Origin of the sequence: Stenotrophomonas acidaminiphila (assembly GCF_001431595.1) — a bacterium.
In the GTDB taxonomy this organism is placed as follows: domain Bacteria; phylum Pseudomonadota; class Gammaproteobacteria; order Xanthomonadales; family Xanthomonadaceae; genus Stenotrophomonas; species Stenotrophomonas acidaminiphila.
The window spans coordinates 16,492-41,356 of the sequence record NZ_LDJO01000024.1 but is presented as its reverse complement, the minus strand read 5'-3'; the positions used below and the strand labels follow the sequence as shown (position 1 = coordinate 41,356).

22 protein-coding genes are annotated in these 24,865 nt (G+C 66.5%); 16 read left to right on the top strand and 6 right to left on the bottom strand.

Annotated elements, in window-relative coordinates:
• The first annotated feature begins 3 nt into the window (after positions 1-3).
• Complete coding sequence (locus ABB33_RS07520) at positions 4-1,905, top strand: polysaccharide biosynthesis protein (protein ID WP_056931725.1); 1,902 nt, start codon at positions 4-6, stop codon at positions 1,903-1,905.
• Positions 1,905-2,783, top strand: a complete 879-nt coding sequence (gene galU, locus ABB33_RS07515; RefSeq protein ID WP_056931724.1) for a UTP--glucose-1-phosphate uridylyltransferase GalU — start codon at positions 1,905-1,907, stop codon at positions 2,781-2,783. Before ABB33_RS07520 ends, galU begins: the two co-directional genes overlap by 1 nt.
• A gap of 386 nt (positions 2,784-3,169) precedes the next feature.
• Here galU and ABB33_RS07510 read toward each other — a convergent pair whose 3' ends face one another.
• From ABB33_RS07510 to ABB33_RS07500, 3 genes are all read right to left on the bottom strand, one after another.
• A complete protein-coding gene (locus ABB33_RS07510) occupies positions 3,170-4,378 on the bottom strand; it encodes an acetyl-CoA C-acyltransferase (protein ID WP_056931723.1) in 1,209 nt (402 codons plus the stop codon).
• A gap of 68 nt (positions 4,379-4,446) precedes the next feature.
• Positions 4,447-6,819 (bottom strand): 3-hydroxyacyl-CoA dehydrogenase/enoyl-CoA hydratase family protein, encoded by a 2,373-nt coding sequence (locus ABB33_RS07505; protein WP_054666270.1) that lies wholly within the window; start codon positions 6,817-6,819, stop codon positions 4,447-4,449.
• A gap of 31 nt (positions 6,820-6,850) precedes the next feature.
• A complete protein-coding gene (locus ABB33_RS07500; RefSeq protein ID WP_056931722.1) occupies positions 6,851-7,504 on the bottom strand; it encodes a TetR/AcrR family transcriptional regulator in 654 nt (217 codons plus the stop codon).
• 209 nt (positions 7,505-7,713) lie between these two features.
• Between ABB33_RS07500 and ndk the strand changes: the two genes are divergently transcribed.
• The 14 genes from ndk (at position 7,714) to ABB33_RS07430 (ending at position 22,292) form a co-directional block, all read left to right on the top strand.
• Positions 7,714-8,139 carry a nucleoside-diphosphate kinase gene (ndk, locus tag ABB33_RS07495; protein WP_054666262.1) on the top strand — a complete coding sequence of 142 codons (426 nt, stop codon included), beginning with the start codon at positions 7,714-7,716 and terminating at the stop codon, positions 8,137-8,139.
• Between the two features lie 23 nt (positions 8,140-8,162).
• On the top strand, positions 8,163-9,380 hold the full coding sequence (rlmN, locus tag ABB33_RS07490; RefSeq protein WP_054666259.1) for a dual-specificity RNA methyltransferase RlmN: 1,218 nt from the start codon (positions 8,163-8,165) through the stop codon (positions 9,378-9,380).
• On the top strand, positions 9,373-10,164 hold the full coding sequence (gene pilW / locus ABB33_RS07485; protein WP_056931721.1) for a type IV pilus biogenesis/stability protein PilW: 792 nt from the start codon (positions 9,373-9,375) through the stop codon (positions 10,162-10,164). Before rlmN ends, pilW begins: the two co-directional genes overlap by 8 nt.
• A gap of 6 nt (positions 10,165-10,170) precedes the next feature.
• Positions 10,171-11,028, top strand: a complete 858-nt coding sequence (locus ABB33_RS07480; RefSeq protein ID WP_054666256.1) for a helix-turn-helix domain-containing protein — start codon at positions 10,171-10,173, stop codon at positions 11,026-11,028.
• 58 nt (positions 11,029-11,086) lie between these two features.
• Positions 11,087-11,728, top strand: a complete 642-nt coding sequence (locus ABB33_RS07475) for a YfgM family protein (protein WP_054666255.1) — start codon at positions 11,087-11,089, stop codon at positions 11,726-11,728.
• Complete coding sequence (gene bamB, locus ABB33_RS07470; protein ID WP_056931720.1) at positions 11,728-12,924, top strand: outer membrane protein assembly factor BamB; 1,197 nt, start codon at positions 11,728-11,730, stop codon at positions 12,922-12,924. Before ABB33_RS07475 ends, bamB begins: the two co-directional genes overlap by 1 nt.
• A 12-nt stretch (positions 12,925-12,936) precedes the next feature.
• On the top strand, positions 12,937-14,337 hold the full coding sequence (gene der, locus ABB33_RS07465; protein WP_056931719.1) for a ribosome biogenesis GTPase Der: 1,401 nt from the start codon (positions 12,937-12,939) through the stop codon (positions 14,335-14,337).
• Between the two features lie 99 nt (positions 14,338-14,436).
• Entirely contained in the window at positions 14,437-15,576 is a 1,140-nt protein-coding gene (gene moeB / locus ABB33_RS07460; RefSeq protein ID WP_056931718.1) for a molybdopterin-synthase adenylyltransferase MoeB, read from the top strand.
• 81 nt (positions 15,577-15,657) lie between these two features.
• Positions 15,658-16,542, top strand: a complete 885-nt coding sequence (gene folD / locus ABB33_RS07455; RefSeq protein WP_054666247.1) for a bifunctional methylenetetrahydrofolate dehydrogenase/methenyltetrahydrofolate cyclohydrolase FolD — start codon at positions 15,658-15,660, stop codon at positions 16,540-16,542.
• Between the two features lie 195 nt (positions 16,543-16,737).
• The gene (gene guaB / locus ABB33_RS07450; RefSeq protein WP_054668697.1) at positions 16,738-18,195 is read left to right on the top strand and encodes an IMP dehydrogenase; all 1,458 of its coding nucleotides are present in this window, start codon (positions 16,738-16,740) and stop codon (positions 18,193-18,195) included.
• A 109-nt stretch (positions 18,196-18,304) separates the two neighbouring features.
• Entirely contained in the window at positions 18,305-19,870 is a 1,566-nt protein-coding gene (gene guaA, locus ABB33_RS07445; protein ID WP_056931717.1) for a glutamine-hydrolyzing GMP synthase, read from the top strand.
• Positions 19,871-20,170: 300 nt separating this feature from the next.
• On the top strand, positions 20,171-21,430 hold the full coding sequence (locus ABB33_RS07440; RefSeq protein ID WP_056931716.1) for a tyrosine-type recombinase/integrase: 1,260 nt from the start codon (positions 20,171-20,173) through the stop codon (positions 21,428-21,430).
• Between the two features lie 60 nt (positions 21,431-21,490).
• On the top strand, positions 21,491-21,766 hold the full coding sequence (locus tag ABB33_RS07435) for a hypothetical protein (RefSeq protein ID WP_056931715.1): 276 nt from the start codon (positions 21,491-21,493) through the stop codon (positions 21,764-21,766).
• A 4-nt stretch (positions 21,767-21,770) separates the two neighbouring features.
• A complete protein-coding gene (locus tag ABB33_RS07430) occupies positions 21,771-22,292 on the top strand; it encodes a helix-turn-helix transcriptional regulator (RefSeq protein ID WP_056931714.1) in 522 nt (173 codons plus the stop codon).
• On the opposite strand, the gene ABB33_RS18185 is transcribed toward ABB33_RS07430, so the two are convergent.
• The 3 genes from ABB33_RS18185 to qatD form a co-directional block, all read right to left on the bottom strand.
• Positions 22,264-22,668: a helix-turn-helix transcriptional regulator gene (locus ABB33_RS18185; protein ID WP_082595030.1), complete on the bottom strand. Its 405-nt coding sequence runs from the start codon at positions 22,666-22,668 to the stop codon at positions 22,264-22,266. The genes ABB33_RS07430 and ABB33_RS18185 overlap by 29 nt on opposite strands.
• Before the next feature lie 112 nt (positions 22,669-22,780).
• Positions 22,781-24,040, bottom strand: coding sequence for a hypothetical protein (locus ABB33_RS07425; protein ID WP_056931713.1), 1,260 nt, complete (start codon positions 24,038-24,040; stop codon positions 22,781-22,783).
• Between the two features lie 70 nt (positions 24,041-24,110).
• The gene (qatD, locus tag ABB33_RS07420) at positions 24,111-24,860 is read right to left on the bottom strand and encodes a Qat anti-phage system TatD family nuclease QatD (protein WP_056931712.1); all 750 of its coding nucleotides are present in this window, start codon (positions 24,858-24,860) and stop codon (positions 24,111-24,113) included.
• Positions 24,861-24,865 lie beyond the last annotated feature (5 nt).

Here is a 24,865-nt window from a genome sequence, read left to right as displayed (position 1 = left end):
CCAATGGCGGTCTGGCGACAGCTGGCAGGGAATTTTCCACGCATCGCGGTGATGCTGCATGACCTGGTGATGGTGTGGGCATGCTGGCAGCTGCTGCACGTCGCCCGCTATGCGATGCTGGAAGGCGCGCCTGTCATTCCCCTGATCAGCTTCGATCTCGTCATCGTCATGCTGCTGCAGGCCATGGCGTTCCATTACGTGGGCCTGTACCGCGGGCTTTGGCGCTTTGCCAGCGTCACCGACCTGGTCAACATCTTCAAGGCCTGTTTCATCGGCATGGGCGCGATCGTCCTGGTGTTCAGCTATCGGCGCCTGAACGGCATTCCGATGTCGGTGCTTGCGATCTACCCGTTCGCGCTGGCGGCCCTGCTCGGCGGGCCGCGCCTTCTGTACCGGGCGTGGAAGGACTACCAGTCGATCCATTCCGACGCGCGCGCGCGCCGGGTGCTGGTACTTGGGGCCGGGCACGCCGCCGAGGCGCTGGTCAAGGACCTGCGTCGCTCAGGCGACTACGAGCCGGTGGGCCTGCTTGACGATTCACCGCACCTGAAAGGGGCCAAGCTGCAGGGCATCCCGATCCTGGGAACCATTTCCGACGTCGCGTCCGTGGCCAGGGAAACGGCGGCGAAACTGCTGGTGATCGCCATTCCCACCCTGGATGCGGCCGGGATGCAGCGGATCGTGGCGCTGTGCGAGAGCACCGGCCTGCCGTTCCGGACCGTGCCGAGGCTGAGCGATGTCCTGGAAGGAAACATGCTGCCCGGGCAGCTCAAGGAAGTGGCCATCGAGGACCTGCTCGGCCGCAAGCCCATACAGCCGGACTGGGCGCTGATCCGTGGCTGGCTGCGCGGGCGCACGGTGATGGTGACCGGCGCCGGCGGATCCATCGGCTCCGAGCTCTGCCGCCAGTGCGCGCGCCATGGTGCAGGCAGGATCGTGCTGCTGGAAATCAGCGAGATTCTCATGCTGAACATCCAGAGCGAACTCTGCCGCAACTTCCCGCACCTGGAAATCGAGTGCGTGCTGGGCGACTGCGGCGATCCTGCCGTCGCCCGCCGTGCGCTGGGCCTGTACCGCCCGGATACCGTGTTCCATGCAGCGGCCTACAAGCAGGTTCCGCTGCTCGAAGGGCAGATGCGGGAGGCCATCCGCAACAATACGTTGGCGACCGAATGCATGGCCCGCGCCTGCCAGGAACACGGCGTGGACAATTTCGTGTTCATTTCCACCGACAAGGCGGTCGACCCGGCCAATGCGCTGGGTGCGACCAAGCGTTATGCGGAAATGATCTGCCAGAGCCTCAACGAAAAGAAGGGGACCCGCTTCGTCACCGTGCGCTTCGGCAATGTGCTGGGCTCGGTAGGCAGCGTGGTTCCGCTGTTCCGCGAGCAGATCCGCAAGGGCGGGCCGGTGACCGTGACCCATCCGGAAGTCAGCCGTTATTTCATGACGATCCCGGAGGCATGCCTGCTGATCCTGCAGGCGGCGGCGTCCTCGTCGCGCGGTGCGATCTACATGCTGGACATGGGCGAGCCGGTGCTGATCCGGGTGCTGGCCGAGCAGATGATCCGGCTTGCCGGGCACCAGCCGGGTACCGATATCGCCATCGTCTATACCGGGCTGCGTGCGGGCGAGAAGCTGCATGAAAGCCTGTTCTATTCTGACGAGAACAGCCGGCCCACCGCCCATCCCAAGGTGCTCGAGGCCGGTGTCCGCGAATTCTCCACCGAGCGCGTGCTGGGCAGCCTGCCGCGCCTGCGCGAGGCGGTAGCCGGCTATGATGTCGAGGCCATGCAGGCGATCCTGTCTGCCGTCATCCCCGAGTATTCGCCACTGGGCGAAGCGACGGAGCCGAGCACGAAAACCAATATTGTCCCGTTTCCCAAAGAGGCTGGTAGGAACTGATGTCCCGACGCATTCGCAAGGCGGTTTTTCCTGTCGCAGGTCTCGGCACGCGCTTCCTGCCCGCTACCAAAACCGTTCCCAAGGAGATGCTGCCGATCATCGATCGCCCGTTGATCCAGTACGCCGTCGATGAGGCGATCGAGGCCGGTTGCGACACCCTGGTGTTCATCACCAACCGCTACAAGCACGCGGTTGCGGACTATTTCGACAAGGCTTACGAACTGGAGCAGAAGCTCGAGCGGGCCGGCAAGCAGGAACAGCTGGAAATGATCCGCCACGTGCTGCCCGAGGGCGTGCGGGCGGTCTTCGTGACCCAGGCCGAAGCGCTGGGCCTGGGCCATGCGGTGCTGTGCGCCAGGGCGGTGGTCGGCGACGAGCCGTTCGCCGTGCTGCTGCCGGACGACCTGATCTGGAACCGTGGCGACGGCGCGCTGAAGCAGATGGCCGATCTCAACGAGGCCAGCGGTGCGAGCGTGATCGCGGTCGAGGACGTGCCGCACGACAAGACTGCCAGCTACGGCATTGTCGCCACCGAGGCGTTCGATGGCCGCAAGGGCCGTATTTCGCAGATCGTGGAGAAGCCGAAGCCGGAAGATGCCCCCAGCGATCTGGCGGTGGTCGGTCGCTACGTGTTGAGCCCGAAGATCTTCGACCTGCTTGAGCAGACCGGCAGCGGCGCCGGCGGCGAGATCCAGCTGACCGATGCCATCGCGCAGCTGCTGAAGACCGAAGAGGTCGATGCCTACCGCTTCGAGGGCACCCGCTTCGACTGCGGCACGCACCTGGGGCTGGTGGAGGCGACGATCCGCTTCGCGCTGGACAACCCCAAGCTGGCGGGCCCTGCACGCGAGAAGCTGGCGGCGATGCTGGCGGAATAAGGGGTTTTCAGGCGCTCCGTCGCGCCTTCCCGCCGGGCGTGGGAGGCGTGCGGGCAGGTCCGGCAGGACACACCGTAGATCCATCCGCGGGATTCGTTGGCGCCATCCATGATGCCAATGGTCCCGCGGCGACCTGTCCACGCCTCTGCACAGTTCCTGTGGGCGCGTAGGGGAAGGGCGGAATGAAGATCAGAGCAGAAACGGGAAAGGCAGCCATCGGCTGCCTTTCCTGTTTCCACAACGGGTATTGAACCGGGTGCGGATCCCTTTGCGCGGCGGAGGGCTCTGCCAAACCCCGATGGACGGGTTCACGGCGTGTCCCGGGCGGTCTCTTGCCCACCCGGGACCACCGCAGACAGACACGCCCGCCGGCAACGCTTTGCACCTTACAGCGCCTCGAAAATACCCGCTGCGCCCATGCCGGTGCCGATGCACATGGTCACCATGCCGTACTTCTGCTGGCGACGGCGCAGGCCGTGCAGCAGGGTCGCGGTACGGATCGCGCCGGTGGCGCCGAGGGGATGGCCCAGGGCGATCGCGCCGCCCAGCGGGTTGACCTTGGCCGGGTCCAGGCCGCAATCGCGGATCACCGCCAGCGACTGCGCGGCGAAGGCTTCGTTGAGCTCGATCCAGTCCAGCTGGTCCTGGGTCAGGCCGGCCTGCTTCAGTGCCTTCGGGATCGCGGCGATCGGGCCGATGCCCATCACTTCCGGGCGCACGCCGGCCACCGAGAAGCTGACGAAGCGCGCCAGCGGAGTGAGGCCGTAGTCCTTGATCGCCTGCTCCGAGGCCAGCAGCACGGCGCCGGCGCCATCGCTCATCTGCGACGAGTTGCCGGCGGTGACGGTGCCGCCGAACTGGCCATTGCGGAACACCGGGCGCAGCTTGGCCAGGCCTTCGGCCGAGGAATCCGGGCGCGGGCCTTCGTCGGTATCGGCGATCCGGTTGCGGGTGATGATGCGCTGGCCGTCGGCCAGGTCCGGCAGGTGCGAGACGATCTCGTACGGGCTGATCTCGTCCTTGAATTCGCCGGCCTGGATCGCGGCCATGGCCTTCTGGTGCGAGGCCAGGGCGAACGCGTCCTGCTCTTCGCGCGAGACCTTCCACTCTTCGGCGACCTTCTCGGCGGTGATGCCCATGCCGTAGGCGATGGCCACGTGGTCGTTGTCGAACACGCTCGGCGCCATCGCGATCTTGTTGCCCATCATCGGCACCATCGACATCGATTCGGTGCCGCCGGCCAGCATCAGGTCGGCGTTGCCCAGGCGGATCGCGTCGGCGGCCTGGGCAACGGCCTGCAGGCCGGAGGAGCAGAAGCGGTTCACGGTCTGCGCCGCGATGGTGTTCGGCAGGCCGGCCAGCAGCACGCCGATGCGCGCCACATTCATGCCCTGCTCGGCTTCCGGCATCGCACAGCCGATGATCGCGTCATCGATGCGGTTGACGTCCACGCCCGGTGCCTGGGCCACGACGCTGCGCAGGACGTGCGCCAGCATGTCGTCGGGGCGGGTATTGCGGAACATGCCCTTGGGCGCCTTGCCGACCGGGGTGCGGGTGGCGGCGACGATGTAGGCGTCCTGGATTTGCTTGGTCATTGCGGTGATCTCTCGAATAGGGGTTGGAAGAGGGGCCGGCCAGTGGCCGGCACTGCCGTTGTCTTCCGTCAGTTCCGCAGCGGCTTGCCGGTCTTCAGCATGTGCGCGATGCGGGCCTGGGTCTTTTCCTGCTGGGCCAGTTCGACGAAGTGCGTGCGCTCCAGGGTCAGCAGCCACTCTTCGTCCACCAGGGTGCCGCGGTCGACCTTGCCGCCGCACAGCACGGTGGCGATGCGCTCGGCGATCTCGTAGTCGTACTCGCTGATGAAACGGCCTTCGAGCATGTTGACCAGCATCATCTTGAAGGTCGCGATGCCGACGTCGCCGGCCACCTGGATGCGGCGCGCCGGCAGCGGCGGACGGTAGCCGGCTTCGGCCAGTGCACGCGCTTCGGCCTTGGCGATGTACAGCGCCTCGTAGCTGTTGAACACCACCTTGTCGGTGCCGCGCAGCAGGCCCAGCTCCTTGGCGTTGACCGCCGAGTTGGACACCTTGGCCATCGCCACGGTCTCGAAGGTCTTCTTCAGTTCGGCGAACACGTCGCCGCCCGGGCCCGCGGCCTGGGAGGCGCGCACGGCCAGTTCCTTCAGGCCGCCACCGGCCGGCAGCAGGCCGACGCCGGCCTCGACCAGGCCGATGTAGCTTTCCAGGAAGGCCACGGTCTTGGCGCTGTGCATCTGGAATTCGCAACCACCGCCCAGGGCCAGGCCGCGCACCGCCGCCACCACCGGCACCAGCGAGTACTTGATGCGCTGGCTGGTGCGCTGGAAGTTGGCGACCATCTGCTCGAACTGGTCGACCTTGCCGGCCTGCAGCAGGCCCAGCGCACCGGCCAGGTCGGCGCCGGCGGAGAACGGCTCCTTCTGCTGCCAGATCACCAGGCCCTGGAAGTCCTTCTCGGCGCGGCTGACGCATTCCTGCAGGCCGTCCAGCACCTGGTCGGACACGGTGTTCATCTTGGTCTTGAAGCTGACCACGGCGATGCCGTCGCCGTCGTGCCACATGCGCAGGCCGTCGTTCTCGAACACGGTCTCGCCCGGGGCGAACTTCTCGCCCAGCAGCGGGTCCGGGAAGCGCTGGCGCTGGTACACCGGCAGCGACGAGCGCGGCAGCTTGGCGTTGCGCGACGGGCTGTAGCTGCCCTCGGCGGCGTGCACGCCGTCGCGGCCGTCGAACACCCAGTCCGGCAGCGGCGCGCTGCTCATGCTCTTGCCGGCGACGATGTCATCGGCGATCCACTGCGCCACCTGCTTCCAGCCGGCGGCCTGCCAGGTTTCGAACGGGCCCAGCGACCAGCCGTAGCCCCAGCGGATGGCCAGGTCCACGTCGCGTGCGGTCTCGGCGATGTCGGCCAGGTGGTAGGCGCTGTAGTGGAACAGGTCGCGGAAGGTCGCCCACAGGAACTGCGCCTGCGGGTGCTGGCTCTCGCGCAGCCTGGCGAACTTCTCGGCCGGGTTCCTGGTCTTCAGGATCTCGACCACTTCCGGCGCGGCGGTGCGGTCGGCCGGGCGGTAGTCCTGCTTTTCCAGGTCCAGCACGACGATGTCCTTGCCGACCTTGCGGAAGATGCCGGCACCGGTCTTCTGGCCCAGCGCGCCCTTGGCGATCAGTGCGTCCAGCCACTTCGGCGACTTGAAGAACGCATGCCACGGGTCGTCCGGCAGGGTGTCGCCCATGGTCTTGATGACGTGGGCCATGGTGTCCAGGCCGACCACGTCGGAGGTGCGGTAGGTGGCCGACTTCGGGCGGCCGACCAGCGGGCCGGTCAGGCCGTCCACTTCATCGAAGCCCAGGCCGAACTGCTGGGTGTGGTGGATGGTGGACAGGATCGAGAACACGCCGATGCGGTTGCCGATGAAGTTCGGGGTGTCCTTGGCGTAGACCACGCCCTTGCCCAGGGTGGTGACCAGGAATTCCTCCAGGCCTTCGAGCACGGCGGCGTCGGTGGTGCTGGCCGGGATCAGTTCGGCCAGGTGCATGTAGCGCGGCGGGTTGAAGAAGTGCACGCCGCAGAAGCGGTGGCGCAGCTGCTCGGGCAGCACGTCGGCCAGCTTGTTGATGCCCAGCCCCGAGGTGTTGGAGGCCAGTACCGCGTGGTCGGCCACGAACGGCGCGATCTTCCTGTACAGGTCCTGCTTCCAGTCCATGCGCTCGGCAATGGCCTCGATGATCAGGTCGCAGTCCTTCAGCTGTTCCAGACCGGACTCGTAGTTGGCCGGGGTAATCGCTTCGGCCAGCGACTTGCTGGCCAGCGGCGCCGGGCTCAGCTTGCCCAGGTTGGCAATCGCCTTGAGCACGATGCCGTCGGCCGGGCCTTCCTTTGCAGGCAGGTCGAACAGCACGGTGTCGACGCCGGCATTGGTGAGGTGGGCGGCGATCTGGGCACCCATGACGCCGGCACCCAGCACGGCGGCGCGGCGGATCAGCAGGGAATTGGACATGGTGTAGGGCCTTTGTTGGTACCGGGTGGAATCAGGGGGAGGCGGGCGGGGTGGCGCCATGCGCGCTGGCGCGGAACCCGGCCTCGGCGAAATGGATCAGTTCGTTGGCGGCCTTGCTGCGATGCGCGGCTTCGCTGATGCCGTGCGGGCGCTTGATCAGGCCGAAGTCGGCCATCGCGTAGGTCAGCGCGCCGGCCAGGAAGTCGAGCCGCCAGTACAGCTCTTCCTTGCTCAGGCCAGGCACGCAGGCGCCGATGGCCTTGCCGAAGTCGCGCAGGACGTGGCCGTAGTGGTCGGACAGGAACTTGCGCAGGTTGTCGTTCTTCTCGGCATAGGCGCGGGCGATCACCCGCACGAAGGCGCCGCCGCTCTGCCGGTCCTGGGCCATCGCCAGCGCCGGCTCGACGAAGGCGGCCAGCACCGCGCGCAGGTCACCCGGGCGGGCCGAGCGGGCCTGCTCCAGCTGCGCCAGGCGGGCGGCGGTCATCTCGTCCATGCGCCGGCGGAACACCTCGTTGACCAGGTTTTCCTTGGAGCCGAAGTGGTAGTTGACCGCGGCGATGTTGACGTCGGCGTGGCTGGTCACCTGGCGCAGCGAGGTGCCGGAGAAGCCGTACTGCGCGAACAGCTCCTCGGCGGCGCCGAGGATGCGGTCCTTGGTGGAGAAGCTGGCGGGTTTGCCCATGGCGATGGAATCAATCAAACGATTGTTTGGATGCTACGCCCGGCGGGTGCCCGGGTCATGCTGCTATGCAGCATCGTTCATCTGGCGCTGTGCAAAGCCCCGGGCCACCCGTTAGAATTGGCAACCGCAATTCAGGCTAAGCCCGCGTCCGCACGCGGGTTTTTTTCATGTACCCTCGGGCCGACCGGCCCCAAATCCGGAGAATTCCCATGGCGCTGGAGCGCACCCTTTCCATCATCAAGCCCGATGCCGTCGCCAAGAACGTGATCGGCGAGATCTACGCCCGCTTCGAAAAGGCCGGCCTGAAGATCGTGGCCGCCAAGTACAAGCAGCTGTCGCGCCGCGAGGCCGAGGGCTTCTACGCCGTGCACCGCGAGCGTCCGTTCTTCAACGCGCTGGTCGAGTTCATGATCTCCGGCCCGGTGATGATCCAGGCCCTGGAAGGCGAGAACGCCGTGCTGGCCCACCGCGAACTGCTGGGCGCCACCAATCCGAAGGAAGCCGCGCCGGGTACCATCCGCGCCGACTTCGCCGAATCCATCGACGCCAACGCCGCCCACGGCTCGGACTCGGTCGAGAACGCCGCGATCGAGATCGCCTACTTCTTCGCCGCCACCGACGTGGTTTCGCGCTGAGCGGCAGGTAAAAGGTTGAATCCGTGAACGAGGTCGTACAGTCCCCCGCCATCCAGCCGCTGCCGAAAACCACGCCGGCGGCTGGCAAGCAGAACCTGCTCGACCTCGATCGCGCGGGCCTGGAGAAGTTCTTCGTCGAGACCCTCGGCGAGCAGAAGTTCCGTGCCCACCAGGTGATGAAGTGGATCCATCATCGCTACGTCACCGATTTCGACCAGATGACCGACCTCGGCAAGTCGCTGCGCGCCAAGCTGCAGCAGCATGCCGAGGTCGTCGTCCCCAATGTCGTGTTCGACAAGCCTTCCGCAGACGGCACCCACAAGTGGCTGCTGGCGATGGGCGTGGATGGCAGGAATGCCATCGAGACCGTGTACATCCCGGACAAGACCCGCGGCACGCTGTGCGTGTCCTCGCAGGTCGGCTGCGGCCTCAACTGCACGTTCTGCTCGACAGCCACCCAGGGCTTCAACCGCAACCTGACCACCGCCGAGATCATCGGCCAGGTGTGGGTCGCGGCCCGCCACCTGGGCAACGTGCCGCACCAGATGCGCCGCCTCACCAACGTGGTGATGATGGGCATGGGCGAGCCGCTGATGAATTTCGACAATGTCGTGCGCGCCATGAGCATCATGCGCGACGACCTGGGCTACGGCCTGGCCAACAAGCGCGTGACCTTGTCCACTTCCGGGCTGGTGCCGCAGATCGACCGCCTCTCGGTCGAGAGCGACGTGTCGCTGGCGGTGTCGCTGCATGCGCCCAATGACGAGCTGCGCGAGACCCTGGTGCCGCTCAACAAGAAATATCCGATCGCCGAACTGATGGCGTCCTGCGCGCGCTACCTGCGCGGCAACAAGCGGCGCGATTCGGTGACCTTCGAATACACCCTGATGAAGGGCATCAATGACCAGCCCGAGCATGCCCGCCAGCTGGCGCGGCTGATGCGCCAGTTCGACAACGCCGTGCAGGCCCGGGACTCGGGCAAGGTCAACCTGATCCCGTTCAACCCGTTCCCCGGTACCCGCTACGAGCGTTCCGACGAAGAGCAGATCCGCGCCTTCCAGAAGATCCTGCTCGATGCGCAGGTGCTGACCATGGTGCGGCGGACCCGCGGCGACGACATCGATGCCGCCTGCGGCCAGCTCAAGGGGCAGGTGATGGACCGCACCCGCCGCCAGGCCGAGTTCAACCGCCTGCTGCAGGCCCAGGACGCGCTCCCGGCGCAGCGGGACGCGCTTGGTTGAGCGCCTGCTCGCGTCGGTGCTGCTCCTGCTGCTGCTTGCCGGCTGCGGGCATGGCACCAAGGCGACCAAGGTCCGCTGGGGCCAGGAAATGGCGCAGCCGGTCGAGGTGCATGACGACCGCCAGGTGCGTGCGCGCCTGCGTTACCAGGAACTGCTGCGCTTGGTCGGTGACCGGCTGGGCCGCGACGATCTGGATGGTGCCTTCAAGCACGCCCGCTCGGCGCAGAAACTGGCGCCGGACGATCCGGCGGCCTACACCCTGCAGGCGGTCATCGAGGGGCGGCGTGGCCACGTGGAGGCAGCCGGCAAGCTGTACCGGCGCGCCGCCGAGCTTGCGCCGGCCCAGGGCGACGTGCTCAACAACTATGGTGCCTGGCTGTGCGCCAACGGGCATCCGGCCGAAGCGCTGGTCTGGTTCGATCGCGCCGTGGCCGATCCGGGCTACCTGCAGCGTGCCGATGCGCTGGCAAATGCCGGCGGCTGCGCGCTGGAAGCGGGGCAGGGCGAGCGCGCCGGGCAGGACCTGCGGCAGGCGCTCGAGCTTGACCCGGACAATGCCTACGCGCTGGAGGCGATGGCGCGCAACGAGTTCCGGCTGGGGCGGTATTTCGAGGCGCGGGCGTTCTACCAGCGGCGGCTGGCGGCTGCGCCAGCAACGGTTTCCGTGTTACAACTTGCCATTCAGATTGAAGAACGGCTGGGCGACAGCAGTGCCGTCAGCCGATACCAGCAGCGGTTGCGTGAGGAATTTCCTGCCGGCGCAACCCCGAATTCCCAGGGCTGATGCATTGTGAGCAATGATCCGGGTATGAACGCTTTTGAGGGGGCGGTGGGCTGCGGGGAGCAGCTTCGCCAGGCGCGTCAAGCGGCCGGCCTGTCGCTGGAAGAGGTGGCAGGGCGGCTGCACATGCCGCTGCAGGTGGTTGCCGCGCTGGAGGAAGAGCGTTGGGAGCGGCTGGGGGCGCCGGTGTTCGTGCGTGGCCAGCTGCGCAGCTACGCGCGCCTGCTGGGCGTCAACCTGGACGGGCTGCTGCAGCAGGCGCGGATCGCGCCGGTCGAGCCGCCCAGGCTGGTCAGTCATACGCATACCCCGCGCGTCCGCCGCGTGGCCGAAAGCCTTGGCCGCCGGGCGGTATACGTGGTGATCACCGCGGTGCTCGCGGTACCGGTCTGGTATGCCTTCCAGAGCAAGTTCGGCGAGGCCGCGCCCAGTACCGCATCGCTGGACGTGGTGCCGGATGCGGCCTCGGTCGCTGCGGCTGCCGGTGGCGCCGGTGCCGACGACGCGGCGGTGCGCCCGGCATCCGAGCGCGCGCCCTATATCGCATCGATGGCGCCGCTGGCGCGACAGGCGGCCGAGCCGCAGCTGGTGGCGGCCTCGCCGGGCATGAGCCTGGAGTTCCGCGGCGACAGCTGGGTTGAGGTCTCCGCACCGGACGGCTCCATCGTCGAGAAAGCGCTGATCCGCGCTGGCGAGAAGCGCAGTTACACCCCCGGCCAGGTCGGCCGGATGAAGGTAGGCAACGCCTCGGAAGTCGACTTCCGGCAGGGCGCTGGCAGCGTCGACCTGGCGCCGTATACAAGCGGTAATAATGTGGCCCGCTTTACGGTATCCTCTGACGGCTCCGTGGCGCCGGTTTCGCACTGAAACAAGCGCAGATCAAAACACCAAGGCTCCCCCGGCAGGATTGGAGCGAGAGTTACGCATGGCGATTGACGACCTGCTCGACGAGCATGAACAAGGCGAACGTGTCCGCACCTGGCTGCGCCAGAACGGCGCTGGAATCATTGGCGGGGTAGTGCTTGCGCTGGCCTTGATCATGGGCTGGAAGTGGTGGCAGAACGATCAGGTAGGCAAGCTGGCCCAGGCCAACAGCCGCTACGATGCCGTTTCCCGCAGCCTGCAGTCCAAGAACCTGGACGAGGCGGCCAAGGAAGTGGCGGCGCTGGAAGGCAGCAAGGCCGGCATCTATGCCGACCTGGCGGCGCTGGAACTGGCCAAGGCGCAGGTCGAGGCCGGCAAGAACGACGACGCGATCAAGACCCTGCGCGGGTTGAAGGTCGAGGGCGAGTTCAAGATGCTGATCGACCAGCGCATCGCGCGCCTGCTGATCGAAACCGGCAAGCCGGCCGAAGCGCAGGCGATGCTCGGCAACGCCGACGACAGTGCCGGCCTGGAGATCCGCGGTGACGCACTGGTCGCACAGGGCAAGCGCGAGCAGGCCCGCGAGCTGTACGCGCAGTCGCTGGCCAAGCTCGACGTCGCCGCGCCGCAGCGTCGCCTGCTCGAAATCAAGCTGATGGACGCCGGCGGTACCGTCGCCGATCCTGCGGCGGAGAAGAACTGATGAAACTCAAGCATGTGGCGGGCATCGCGCTGGTCGCGGTGGCGCTGAGCGGTTGCTCGACGGTGAAGGGCTGGTTCGCGGGCAAGGATGCCGAAGCCAAGAAAGCGCTGGAGCCGGCCGAACTGGTCAAATTCGAGCCCACCCTCAAGGTCAACCGCATCTGGTCGGCCAACGTCGGCAAGGGCGAAGGCCGGATCGGCGTGCGCCAGGCGCCGGCCGTGGCCGATGGCCGGGTCTACGCCGCGGCGGTCGAAGGCGGCGTGCATGCGCTGGACCTGCAGACCGGCAAGCAGGTGTGGGAATACATGCCCGCCAAGGAAAAGAAGAAGGCCAGGCTGCGCCTGTCCGGTGGTCCGGGCGTGGGCGAGGGGCTGGTCGTCATCGGCACCCTGGACGGGCAGGTGATCGCGCTGGATGCGGCCAACGGCAGCGAGAAGTGGCGCGCGCGCGTGCCCGGCGAGATCATCGCCGCCCCGGCGGTTGCGCAGGGCCTGGTGTTCGTGCGCAGCAACGACGGCCGCACCACCGCGCTGGACGCCGGCAGCGGCGAGCGGCGCTGGTTCAATTCGCAGGAGCTGCCTTCGCTGACCGTGCGCGGCAATGCGCCGGTGGTCGCGGGGCCGGGCGTACTGTTCATCGGCAACGACGATGGCACCCTGGCGGCGCTGGCGATGCAGGATGGCCGTCCGCTGTGGGAGCAGGCCATCGGCACGCCGGAAGGCCGCACCGAGCTGGAGCGCATGGCCGACGTGGACGGCGCCCCGGTGCTGGAAGGCAACAACCTGTACGTGACCAGCTTCAAGAACGAGACCATGGCGATCGAGGGCCCGAGCGGCCGTCCGCTGTGGTCGCGCGACCATGGTGGCGGTGGCGGCCTGGCCGTGTCCTCCGGCCACGTGCTGGTGACCGACGGCAAGGGCACCGTCTACGGCCTGGACAAGGCCTCGGGCGCGGCGATGTGGTCGCAGCAGGCGCTGGCGCGGCGTTCGGTGACCGGCCCGGCGATCCAGGGCGATTACGTCGTGGTCGCCGATTACAAGGGATACCTGCACTGGCTGCAGATGGGCGATGGCGCCCTGGCAGCCCGCGAGAAGAGCGGGGGCGACCCGGTGGTCGCGCAACCCATCGTCGCCGAAGGCGTACTGCTGGTGCAGAACGTGGACGGCAAGCTGACCGCCTGGCGGTTGGCGAACTAAGGAGTCCAAGCGATGCTGCCTTTGGTCGCCCTGGTTGGACGGCCGAATGTCGGCAAGTCGACCATCTTCAATGCCTTGACGCGTACGCGCGACGCCCTGGTCCATGACCAGCCGGGCGTCACCCGCGACCGCAACTACGGCGTGTGCCGGCTCGACGAGGACAACCCGTTCCTGATCGTCGACACCGGTGGCATCGCCGAGCAGGAGGAGGGCCTTGCCGGCGCCACCGCGCGCCAGGCCCGTGCCGCCGCCGCCGAGGCGGACCTGATCCTGTTCGTGGTCGATGCCCGCGACGGTACCTCGGCGCTGGACGACGAGATCCTGGCCTGGCTGCGCAAGCTGTCGCGCCCGACGCTGCTGTTGATCAACAAGATCGACGGCACCGACGAGCAGGAAGTGCGTTCGGAATTCGCGCGCTATGGCTTCGGCGAGATGCTCACGGTCTCGGCCGCGCACCGCCAGGGCCTGGACGACCTGCTGGCGGAAGTCGTCGAGCGGCTGCCGGAAGAGGGCACGACCGAGACCCTGGACAACGATCCGTCGCGGATCCGCATCGCGTTCGTCGGCCGTCCCAACGTCGGCAAGTCCACGCTGGTGAACCGCCTGCTCGGCGAGGAGCGCATGATCGCTTCCGACGTGCCCGGCACCACCCGCGATTCGATTTCCGTGGACCTCGAGCGCGACGGGCGGTTGTACCGGCTGATCGATACCGCCGGCCTGCGCCGCAAGTCGCGCGTGGACGAGGTGGTCGAGAAGTTCTCGGTGGTCAAGACCCTGCGCTCGATCGAGGAGTGCCAGGTCGCGGTGCTGATGCTCGATGCCAGCGAGGGCGTCACCGACCAGGATGCCAGCGTGCTTGGCGCGGTGCTCGATGCCGGCCGCGCACTGGTGATCGCGATCAACAAGTGGGACGGGCTGACCGACTACCAGCGCGAGCAGGCCGAAACCCTGCTGTCGCTCAAGCTCGGCTTCGTGCCCTGGGCCGAGGTGGTGCGGATCTCCGCCAAGCACGGTTCGGGCCTGCGCGAACTGTTCCGCGCGGTACACCGCGCGCATGCCTCGGCCACCCACGAATTCAGCACCAGCGAAGTGAACAAGGCGCTGGAAATCGCCTACGAGAGCAACCCGCCGCCGAGCATCCGCGGCCATGTCTCCAAGCTGCGCTACGTGCACCCGGGCGGCACCAATCCGCCGACCTTCATCGTGCACGGCACGCGCCTGAAGGAGCTGCCGGACTCGTACAAGCGCTACCTGGAGAACTTCTTCCGCAAGCGCTTCAAGCTGGTGGGCACGCCGGTGACCTTCCTGTTCCGCGAGGGCGCCAACCCCTACGAGGGCAAGAAGAACGTGCTGACCGAGCGCCAGGTCAAGGCCAAACGGCGCCTGATGAAGCACGTCAAAGGCAGGAAGTGAACATCCCGGGGCGGCCGCAAGGCCGCCCTTTGCGGTAGTGGCCAGCGGTTGAAGGCAGCCGCTACCGCCCACGGCGGGCGCATGACCGATAATCCCGGCATGAGCATTCGCGAACTGACCCCGGAACAGGCCCGCGCCCGGCAACAGGCCGGTGCGGCGTTGATCGACGTGCGCGAGGCGCACGAGCGCGTCGCCGGCATGGCCGAAGGCGCGCGCGGGGTTGCCGGCGGCGAGCTGCTGGCGGCGCCCGGCAGCGTCCTGCCATCGCCGGAACAGGAAATCATCCTGATCTGCCAGAGCGGCAGACGCTCGCTGGATGCGGCCGTGGCCCTGCAGGCAGCCGGATACACGCAACTGGCGTCGGTCGCTGGCGGAACGGTCGCGTGGCGGGCGGCGGGACTGCCGCTGGTGCAGCCCGGGCTGGATGCGGGCGAGCGCGACTTCTACGACCGCTATTCGCGGCACCTGCTGCTGCCGCAGGTGGGCGAGGCCGGTCAGCGGCGCCTGCAGCGCTCGTGCGTGCTGGTGGTCGGTGCCGGCGGGCTGGGTGCGCCGGCGGCGTTCTACCTGGCCGCGGCCGGGGTGGGGCGGCTGCGCATCGTCGACGACGACGTGGTGGAGCGCAGCAACCTGCAGCGCCAGATCATCCATGCCGATGCCGCGATCGGCAGCGCCAAGGTCGAATCCGCGCGCGCGCGCCTGCTGGCGCTGAATCCGCACATCGAGGTGGAGGCAGTCGCGCAGCGGGTGACATCGGCCAACGTCGACGCGTTGATGGAGGGCGTGGACGTGGTGCTGGACGGCTCGGACAACTTCCCGCTGCGCTACCTGCTCAACGACGCCTGCATCAAGCACGCGCGGCCACTGGTGTACGCCGCGATCGAGCGGTTCGACGGGCAGGTCGGCGTGTTCGATGCCGGCCGCCGGCGTGGCCAGGCGCCATGCTACCGCTGCCTGTTCCCCGAGCCGCCGCCGCCGGAGTTCGCGCCCAACTGCGCCGAGGCCGGGGTGCTCGGCGTGCTGCCGGGGCTGGCCGGCGTGATCCAGGCCACCGAAGTGCTCAAGCTGCTGCTGGAGATCGGCCAGCCGCTGGCCGGGCGGCTGCTGCGCTTCGATGCGCTGGGCATGCGTTTTGCCGAGACCCGCGTGCCTGCCGACCCCGGTTGCGCGGTGTGCGCGCCGGGCCGCGCGTTTCCCGGCTACATCGACTACGCCGCGTTCTGCGCCCATCGCGGCTGATCGTGGCCGCCGGCCGCGGCGCGGGATGTCGTGCCGCGCCGAATCGGGGACAATAGCCGGCCCGTTCCCGCCTCCACGCCCATGACCCTGCCTGCCGAAGCCTCCGCGGCCACTTCCCGCATCCTCGATGGCCGCCGCATCGCCGAAGAACTGCTCGACGACCTGAAGCTGCGCGTCGATGCGCGGATCGCGGCCGGGCGTTCGCGGCCGGGGCTGGCGGTGGTACTGGTCGGCGGCGACCCGGCCTCGGCGGTGTACGTGCGCAACAAGCGCCGTGCCGCGCAGAAGGTCGGGATCGAGGCCTTCGACCATGACCTGCCCGAGGGCACCACCGAGGCGCAGCTGCTGGACCTGATCGACCGGCTCAACGCCGATCCGAAGATCCACGGCATCCTGATCCAGCTGCCGCTGCCGGGCATCGCCGACGCCAACCGGCTGATCCAGCGCATCGATCCGCGCAAGGACGTGGATGGCTTCCATCCGCAGAACGTGGGGCACCTGGCACTGCGCGAATTCGGCCTGCGCCCGTGCACGCCGCGCGGCATCATCACCCTGCTGGCGCATACCGACCAGCCGGTGCGCGGCCGCAACGCCACCATCGTCGGGGTCAGCAACCATGTCGGCCGGCCGATGGGGCTGGAACTGCTGATTGCCGGCTGCACCGTCACCAGCTGCCACAAGTTCACCCCGCGCGAGGAACTGGAGCGGGCGGTGCGCAACGCCGACATCCTGGTGGTGGCGGTGGGCATCCCGCAGCTGGTGCCGGGTGAGTGGGTCAAGCCGGGTGCGGTGGTGATCGATGTCGGCATCAACCGCATGGACGACGGCCGCCTGGTCGGCGACGTGGGGTTCGAGGCGGCGTCGCGGCGCGCCAGCTGGATCACCCCGGTGCCGGGCGGTGTCGGCCCGATGACCGTGGCCACGCTGATGCAGAACACCATCGAGGCGGCCGAAGCGGCGGGCTGAACCACCGCGGTGGTGGCGGCCATCCACCGGCAATCGAGGCGCTCCCCGCGCCGGGCGGGATCGCCGGGCGGTGGCCGTCCGGTCCCGCGGCCCGGAACCACGGGCGCCGGCGCGACACTGCGTCGCACCGGCCCCCTGCCATCGGCGCCCGAACAAGGGTAAAATGACGCGCTTCCCCACATCTCGGGTATGCCGATGCTGCGCATCCAGGCTGAAGCACTGACCTACGACGACGTCTCGCTCGTCCCCGCCCACTCCACGATCCTGCCCAAGGATGTCGACCTCGGCACGCGCCTGACCCGCGACCTGCGGCTGAAGCTGCCGATCGTCTCGGCGGCCATGGATACGGTCACCGAAGCGCGCCTGGCGATCGCCATGGCCCAGCTCGGCGGCATCGGCATCATCCACAAGAACCTGCCGCTGGAGCAGCAGGCCGCCGAAGTGGCCAAGGTCAAGAAATTCGAATCCGGCGTGATCCGCGACCCGATCACGGTCGGCCCGGAAACCAGCATCCGCGAAGTGCTGGCGCTGACCCAGGCGCACAACATCTCCGGCGTGCCGGTGGTGGGCAGCGACGGCCAGCTGGCCGGCATCGTCACCCACCGCGACATGCGCTTCGAGACCGAGCTGGACGACCCGGTCCGCCACATCATGACCAAGAAGGACCGCCTGGTCACGGTCAAGGAAGGCGCGGCCTCGGACGAAGTGCTGTCGCTGCTGCACCGGAACCGCATCGAGAAGGTGCTGGTGGTCAACGACGCGTTCGAACTGCGCGGCCTGATCACCGTCAAGGACATCCAGAAGAAGAGCGACAACCCGAACGCGGCCAAGGACGCGGCGACGCGCCTGCTGGTCGGTGCCGCGGTGGGCGTCGGCGGCGACACCGACCGCCGTGTCGAGGCGCTGGTCGCCGCCGGCGTGGACGTGCTGGTGGTGGACACCGCCCACGGCCACTCGCAGGGCGTGCTGGACCGCGTGCGCTGGGTCAAGAAGCACTTCCCGCAGGTACAGGTCGTCGGCGGCAACATCTGCACCGGCGAGGCGGCGCTGGCGCTGCTGGACAGCGGCGCGGACGCGGTCAAGGTCGGCATCGGCCCGGGCTCGATCTGCACCACGCGCGTGGTCGCCGGCGTCGGCGTGCCGCAGGTCACCGCGATCGACCTGGTCGCCGAGGCGCTGCAGGACCGCATCCCGCTGATCGCCGACGGTGGCATCCGCTACTCCGGCGACATCGGCAAGGCGCTGGCCGCCGGTGCGTCGACGGTGATGATCGGCGGCCTGCTGGCCGGTACCGAGGAATCGCCGGGCGAGACCGAACTGTTCCAGGGCCGCTCGTACAAGAGCTACCGCGGCATGGGGTCGCTGGCGGCGATGGAAAAGGGCTCCAAGGACCGCTATTTCCAGGACGCGGCCACCGCCGACAAGCTGGTGCCGGAAGGCATCGAGGGCCGGGTGCCGTACCGTGGCCCGGTCGGCGGCATCATCCACCAGCTGGTCGGCGGCCTGCGCGCGACCATGGGCTACGTGGGCTGCGGCACCATCGAGGACATGCGCAGCAAGCCGAAGTTCGTGAAGATCAGCGGCGCCGGCCAGCGCGAGAGCCACGTCCACGACGTGCAGATCACCAAGGAACCGCCGAACTACCGCGCCTGACGCGGAACGAGCGAAGAGGAACGCGGACCCGGTCCCGTTCCTCTTTCTCTATACGCCACCGGCACCCGCATCGCCCCGCAACCCGACTCATCGATCCGTTCCAGGCCCCATGACCAACATCCACAACGACAAGATCCTCATCCTCGATTTCGGCGCCCAGTACACGCAGCTGATCGCGCGCCGCATCCGCGAGTTCGGCGTGTATTGCGAAATCTGGGCCTGGGACCATGATCCGGCCGAGATCGCCGCCTTCGGCGCCAAGGGCATCATCCTGTCCGGCGGCCCGGAATCGACCACGCAGGCCGGTGCGCCGGCCGCGCCGCAGGAAGTGTTCGACAGCGGGCTGCCGCTGCTGGGCATCTGCTACGGCCTGCAGACCATGGCCAAGCAGCTGGGCGGTGGCACCGAAGCCGCCGACCAGCGCGAATTCGGCCACGCCGAAGTGCGGCTGCTGGGCCACGACGGCCTGCTGGGCGGGCTGTCCGACCACAATGGCGAGCCGCGCCTGGACGTGTGGATGAGCCATGGCGACCACGTCACCCACGTGCCGCCGGGCTTCGTCATCACCGCGGTGACCGACCGCATCCCGGTGGCGGCGATGGCCAACGAGGAAAAGCGCTGGTATGGCGTGCAGTTCCATCCGGAAGTGACCCACACCAGGCAGGGCTCGGCGCTGCTCAAGCGTTTCGTCACCGAAATCTGCGGCTGCGCCACGCTGTGGACCGCGGCCAACATCATCGACGACCAAATCGCCCGCGTGCGTGAGCAGGTCGGCAGCGACGAAGTGATCCTGGGCCTGTCCGGTGGCGTCGATTCGTCGGTGGTCGCCGCGCTGCTGCACAAGGCCATCGGCCCGCAGCTGACCTGCGTGTTCGTCGACACCGGCCTGCTGCGCTTCCAGGAAGGCGACCAGGTCATGAAGATGATGGCCGAGAACATGGGCGTGAAGGTGGTGCGGGTCAATGCCGCAGACCGCTATTTCAAGGCGCTCGAAGGCGTGTCCGACCCGGAAGCCAAGCGCAAGATCATCGGCAACCTGTTCGTGGAGATCTTCGACGAGGAGTCGAACAAGCTCAGCAACGCCAAGTGGCTGGCGCAGGGCACGATCTACCCGGACGTGATCGAATCGGCCGGCAGCAAGACCGGCAAGGCGCACGTGATCAAGAGCCACCACAACGTGGGCGGCCTGCCGGAGGACATGAAGCTCAAGCTGGTCGAGCCGCTGCGCGAACTGTTCAAGGACGAGGTGCGCCGCCTTGGCGTCGAACTCGGCCTGCCGCGCGCCATGGTCTACCGCCACCCGTTCCCGGGCCCGGGCCTGGGCGTGCGCATCCTCGGCGAAGTGAAGCGCGAGTACGCCGAGCTGCTGGCCAGGGCCGATGCGATCTTCATCGAGGAGCTGCGTGCGGCCGACCTGTACGACAAGACCTCGCAGGCGTTCGCGGTGTTCCTGCCGGTGAAGTCGGTGGGCGTGGTCGGCGACGCGCGCGCCTACGAATGGGTGATCGCACTGCGCGCGGTGGAAACCATCGACTTCATGACCGCGCACTGGGCGTACCTGCCGTACGACTTCCTCGGCCGCGTGTCCAACCGCATCATCAACGAACTGCGCGGCGTCTCGCGCGTGGTCTACGACATTTCCGGCAAGCCGCCGGCGACGATCGAGTGGGAGTGAATTGACGTCCTTCGGGGACTATCGCCAGCTATCGAAAATCTGTCATAACGTATTGATTTATAAGAAAATACGTCACGTCAGCTATCGGTGGCTATCACCGGCCAGCGGAACAGGTTGGCGGTGAAAGTGGCGGTAAGAACCGGAAGCCGGATTAAGACCCTCCCGTTCACTATTCAGACCCAAACCGTCTTTGACGGTAAAAGTCTTCTCGGGAAAGCTGGTTTTATGCGGCTTTCCGAGCATCAGCAGGTCTCCTGGCCCCTGACGGTAAAAGCCGTCACGAACCGGAGGAAAACCTCGATGCTCACCGACACTGCACTGCGCAACCTCAAGCCTAAGTCCAAGACTTACAAGGCTTTTGACCGCGACGGGATGTACGTGACGGTATCGCCCGTCGGTACCGTCACCTTCCGCTACGATTACCGTCTCAACGGCCGCCGTGAGACCTTGACCATTGGTCGCTACGGGCCGGCGGGTATTTCGCTGGCGATGGCCCGCGAAAAGCTGATCGACGCCAAAAAGGCCGTCGCCCAGGGCAAGTCCCCCGCGCTGGAGAAGCAGCGCGAGAAGCGCCGGTTGACGGCCGCCAAGACCTTTGGCGACGTGACTGAGAAGTGGCTGGCTGGCGCTCGCATGGCCGATAGCACGAAGGCGATGCGCAAGAGCATCATCGATCGGGACATCCTGCCGGCGTTCCAGAACCGGCAGCTCAACGAAATCACGGCCGATGACCTGCGCGCCCTCTGCAACAAGGTGAAGGCGCGTGGCGCGCCTGCCACCGCGGTCCACATCCGCGACATCGTGAAGCAGGTCTACGCCTTCGCCATCCTGCACGGCGAGAAGGTGGACAACCCGGCCGACGACGTGGGCGCGGCGTCAATTGCGACCTTCGTGCCCAAAGATCGCGCCTTGTCGCCGCAGGAGATCCGGCTGATGTCGCGGCAGATGGAGTCGGTGGCAACCTATCCGACCATCCGGCTTGCGTTGCGCATGATCGTCCTGACGCTGGTGCGTAAGAGCGAACTGATCGAGGCCACCTGGGACGAGGTCGATTTCGAGAGCGCGACCTGGACAATTCCAAAGCAGCGGATGAAGGGGCGCAATCCGCACGTGGTCTATCTGTCGCGCCAGGCGCTCGACATCTTCGTGGCCCTGCACACCTGCGCGGCCGGCTCCAAATTCGTGCTGCCGTCGCGCTACGACTCCGACCGCTGCATGTCCCACGCGACCCTGAACCGGGTCACGCAGATCGTGGCAGAGCGGGCCAAGGCCGCCGGCCTGCCGCTGGAACCGTTCACCGTGCACGACCTGCGTCGCACCGGCTCGACCCTGCTGAACGAGGTGGGCTTCAACCGCGACTGGATCGAGAAGTGCCTGGCGCATGAGGAAGGCGGACGCTCCTCGCGCTCGGTCTACAACAAGGCCGAGTACGCCGAGCAGCGGCGCCACATGCTGCAGGAGTGGGCCAACATGGTCGATGCCTGGATCGACGGGCAGACCTACGTGCCGAAGCTGATGCCGGACAACGTGGTCGTGCCGGTGTTGAGCGCGACGGTCTGAAATGTCAGACAGGTTGTCGCTTGACAACCTGTCTGATCACCCTCATAGTGGAGACCACTGATGGCCCGTCCCTCTCACCCGAAGAAAGAGGTCGAGGAAGCTCTCAGGCATGCCGAAGGGCAGGGCTGGCGTGTCGAAGTCGGCGGCAGCCACGCCTGGGGGCGAATTTATTGCCCGTACAACGATGAGGAGTGTCGCTGCGGCGAGTTCTGCATCACCAGCGTGTGGAGCACGCCGAAGAACCCCGACAACCACGCGCGCGCTCTGCGGCGCGTCGTGGACAACTGCACCACGCATCGCAAGCAGCGCGAGGCTGAAGGCGGTGCCGAGGAGTAGCACGATGGAATACACCTTCACCCTGAAATACCAGCTCGCCGACGACCGAGACCCGGATGGTCTGGTCGAGCGTCTGGGCGAGGCCGGCTGCGACGATGCCTTGGTCGGCATCGGCCAGCCGGGGCGGCTGGCCTTGGAGTTCACCCGAGAAGCGGACAGCGCAGACGCGGCGGTACGCAGCGCGTTGGCCGACGTGCGCAGCGCCGTGCCGTCGGCCAGGTTGATCGAGGTGGCGCCGGATCTCGTCGGGTTGACCGACGTGGCCGAGATCGTCGGCGTGTCGCGGCAGAACATGCGCAAGCTGATGCTGGCCCATCCGGGCAGCTTCCCGCCGCCGGTGCATGAAGGCAGTGCGTCGATATGGCACCTAGCGGACGTGCTGGCCTGGTTGCAGGCCAAGGGGAACTATTCGCTGACCAGGGACGTTCAGGAGGTGGCGCGGGTGGCCTTGCAGGTCAATGTGGCGAAAGAAGGCCGCCGGTTGCCGAGCTCGGCTTCTAAGGGGCTGGAAGCCTTGGTGGGATAGGCTCTTTAGCTCGGCTTGATTCCTCAATCGAACCCGCCCGGACAGGGCGGGTTTTTCGTAGGTGGACATCCGGCTTCGAGACGACACTGCGAGGGGCTTGCTTGCGCTGCTCAATCCAGGCTTCCACTTCGGCCAAGTCCCACACGACGCAGCGTGGCGTCAGGTTGAAGCGGCGCGGAAACTCACCGCGGCGCTCCATTTCGTAGATCGTTGTTTCGGACAGGGGTACGATTTGCCGCAGTTCCTGCCGGCGGATGGTGCGTCGGAAGGGAAGGGGGCTTTGCTTCGGGAACTGCGGCAGCGCCTCGTAGGCTTCCGTTCCCGGCAAGGGGAGCGCGTTGGATGTTTGCGATAGCTGTTCCACCTCGGACTCCATGAGTGCGCTGCATGGAGACATGGTGAAGTTCAGTGCCTATCGGGACAACTTGCTGCGGCGTAGAACAGCGAACTCAAGCGCTCTTGCGGTGTCTTTTGATTCCACTCGACGGCTACTGCAGCTCTTGTTCGAGCCAATGGCGCTCTTCTTCGGCGACGAGCTGCTTCATTGCGTTCAATTCAACGGTCTGCGCCGCCCTGCGGCGAGCCTCGACCCTTTCAGGTGCCATCTCCAACTGAAATGCGGTCTGCATGCACTCTCCCAGCACGCGCTGGAACTCCAGTTCATCGGTCCGTGCGAAAAGCACGCGTCGATGCGCGTCGTCGATCAGCATCAGCCTCACAGGATTCAAGCTAAGGAGATGGCGCCAGCGGCGATCCATTGACACGAAATAGGGGATGAAGAAGGAGCCGACCTGGCTAGCTGTGGCGATTTGCTCCATAACGCGGAGCAATGTCATGTCCCAGGCCATGCCGCGAATCTTCTGCAACATCTCAGGGGACCTGCCCATGATGGGGCCGAAGAATGGCGACCCCTGGCTAGAGGTCATGCCACTCCAGATCAGCCGCAATTCGGTAAGCGGGATCGACCCTAACTTATGGATGCTGAAACTGAGCAATTCACGCAGGATGCGATTCTTGTCCCGTTTGCGTTCCTCATGCCAAAGTCGAGCGAACCGCAGTAGCAGCGCCTGCGCTCCAGCGCTCCTTGCTTCGTGATGATCGATATGCTCACTGGCTTGCAACTCCGCCAGGAAGGCTTCGGCATCGGGTCGGAGCAGGGCTTTCAGGTCCTCGTATGAAGCATCGAAAGCGAAGCGGCTGGGATCATTCTGAAAGGCATGCCAATTCAGGTGGTCGAGCATGCGGAAAGCGATCAGCGTATTCAGGGGGCGTTCGTTTGAGGGCTCGTCACGGGCCAGGCGCGTGTTCTCGATGAGAAACGGCATCACGTCGAACTGCACATGGCGGTTTCGAGCCTTCAGCATGAGAATTTCGATGACCCTATCGCGATCAGCCCGCTGAATGTTCTCGCCGGCGATGACTGCACGCAGCTTCTCTGCGAAATTCGAGTCGAAGCTGAGAGAGAAGTCGATCAGCACGCTCGACCTACCACCTGTGAGACGGGCATGGACGCTGGTTCCGGCCGACATGAAGAACGCACGCGGCCCTTCAAAAAACGAGGTCACATAGTCGCTGGAGGACACGCTGAGCCCGAGGTCTAAGTCAACGGCACCCGGAGCATCGGTGCAGATGACAGTGCGAATGAATGCGCATTCGGCGGCGTGGTTTGCCTCGATCGCATCGAGTGCAGCCGCGTCACGGCTGAGGAGGGCGGAGAACAGAGCGTCGGCAATGGGAATGTCGGGCATGGACCACTCTTCGGGTTGGAAATATATGCCGATAGCTTTGGGTTTTTTTCTCGGAGTGTTCCACCTCCAGCTATACGAGAATCGCTCGTAGGTTGTCACGAATGAGACTGGCCACGTCGATCGCAGGTAGCCTATGCAAACGCCCCAGTTCCTCGACGACGCTCGCTACATCGCTTGGCTGCGAAGGTCTATCGCCAGTGCGAGTGAAGGGACCATCGGTTTCCGTCAGCATCCGATCTAGAGGGATAGCCTGCACCATCGGTGCGTGCCTCTCGTTGCCCAGCATTCCCGCATTGATCGAGAAGTAGCAGCCCAACTCCAACGCGCGCTTCGCCTCGCTCTTTGTTCCGGTGAACCAGTGGAGAACGATTTTTCCGCGCTCGGGCGGTAGATGTGCTTCAACGAGATCGAGTACCGCCTTGGCCGACCTGATGCTGTGGACTGTGATGATTTTGTCACCGGCCTGCGCGCAGCGCTGCAAAACGTGCTGGAACACCCGCTTCTGCGCATCGAGCGACTTGAAGTACCGGGGACCGGCGTCCAACCCGACTTCGCCGATATAGCGTGTCTCCCCAAGGTGTTGATCCCATAGCTCGATCTCGCTTTCACGTTCCGCGACCAATTGCGGATGTAGCCCTAGTGCCGCGCGAACATGCTTCGTGCGCTTCGCTAGTTCGTGATTGCGAGGCCAGGCGCGAGGTGTCGTCGTCACCGTCAGCGTGAACACGCCGGATTCCTCCGCGTCTTTGACTGCCGCGGCATGGTTCGGATAGAGGTCAAGATGGCAGTGGAAGTCCACGAGCCCCGCAGTGGCGATCATGCGCG

Bases quoted from the DNA above. Each gene is read 5' to 3' on its own strand.
- der (WP_056931719.1), top strand. From the start codon at position 12,937: ATGCTGCCTTTGGTCGCCCTGGTTGGACGGCCGAATGTCGGCAAGTCG.
- ABB33_RS07510 (WP_056931723.1), bottom strand. From the start codon at position 4,378: ATGACCAAGCAAATCCAGGACGCCTACATCGTCGCCGCCACCCGCACC.
- guaB (WP_054668697.1), top strand. From the start codon at position 16,738: ATGCTGCGCATCCAGGCTGAAGCACTGACCTACGACGACGTCTCGCTC.
- ABB33_RS07440 (WP_056931716.1), top strand. From the start codon at position 20,171: ATGCTCACCGACACTGCACTGCGCAACCTCAAGCCTAAGTCCAAGACT.
- folD (WP_054666247.1), top strand. From the start codon at position 15,658: ATGACCCTGCCTGCCGAAGCCTCCGCGGCCACTTCCCGCATCCTCGAT.
- qatD (WP_056931712.1), bottom strand. From the start codon at position 24,860: ATGATCGCCACTGCGGGGCTCGTGGACTTCCACTGCCATCTTGACCTC.
- ABB33_RS07425 (WP_056931713.1), bottom strand. From the start codon at position 24,040: ATGCCCGACATTCCCATTGCCGACGCTCTGTTCTCCGCCCTCCTCAGC.
- bamB (WP_056931720.1), top strand. From the start codon at position 11,728: ATGAAACTCAAGCATGTGGCGGGCATCGCGCTGGTCGCGGTGGCGCTG.
- galU (WP_056931724.1), top strand. From the start codon at position 1,905: ATGTCCCGACGCATTCGCAAGGCGGTTTTTCCTGTCGCAGGTCTCGGC.
- ABB33_RS07520 (WP_056931725.1), top strand. From the start codon at position 4: ATGGCGGTCTGGCGACAGCTGGCAGGGAATTTTCCACGCATCGCGGTG.
- ABB33_RS18185 (WP_082595030.1), bottom strand. From the start codon at position 22,668: ATGGAGTCCGAGGTGGAACAGCTATCGCAAACATCCAACGCGCTCCCC.
- ABB33_RS07505 (WP_054666270.1), bottom strand. From the start codon at position 6,819: ATGTCCAATTCCCTGCTGATCCGCCGCGCCGCCGTGCTGGGTGCCGGC.
- moeB (WP_056931718.1), top strand. From the start codon at position 14,437: ATGAGCATTCGCGAACTGACCCCGGAACAGGCCCGCGCCCGGCAACAG.
- ABB33_RS07475 (WP_054666255.1), top strand. From the start codon at position 11,087: ATGGCGATTGACGACCTGCTCGACGAGCATGAACAAGGCGAACGTGTC.
- guaA (WP_056931717.1), top strand. From the start codon at position 18,305: ATGACCAACATCCACAACGACAAGATCCTCATCCTCGATTTCGGCGCC.
- ndk (WP_054666262.1), top strand. From the start codon at position 7,714: ATGGCGCTGGAGCGCACCCTTTCCATCATCAAGCCCGATGCCGTCGCC.
- ABB33_RS07500 (WP_056931722.1), bottom strand. From the start codon at position 7,504: ATGGGCAAACCCGCCAGCTTCTCCACCAAGGACCGCATCCTCGGCGCC.
- ABB33_RS07430 (WP_056931714.1), top strand. From the start codon at position 21,771: ATGGAATACACCTTCACCCTGAAATACCAGCTCGCCGACGACCGAGAC.
- ABB33_RS07435 (WP_056931715.1), top strand. From the start codon at position 21,491: ATGGCCCGTCCCTCTCACCCGAAGAAAGAGGTCGAGGAAGCTCTCAGG.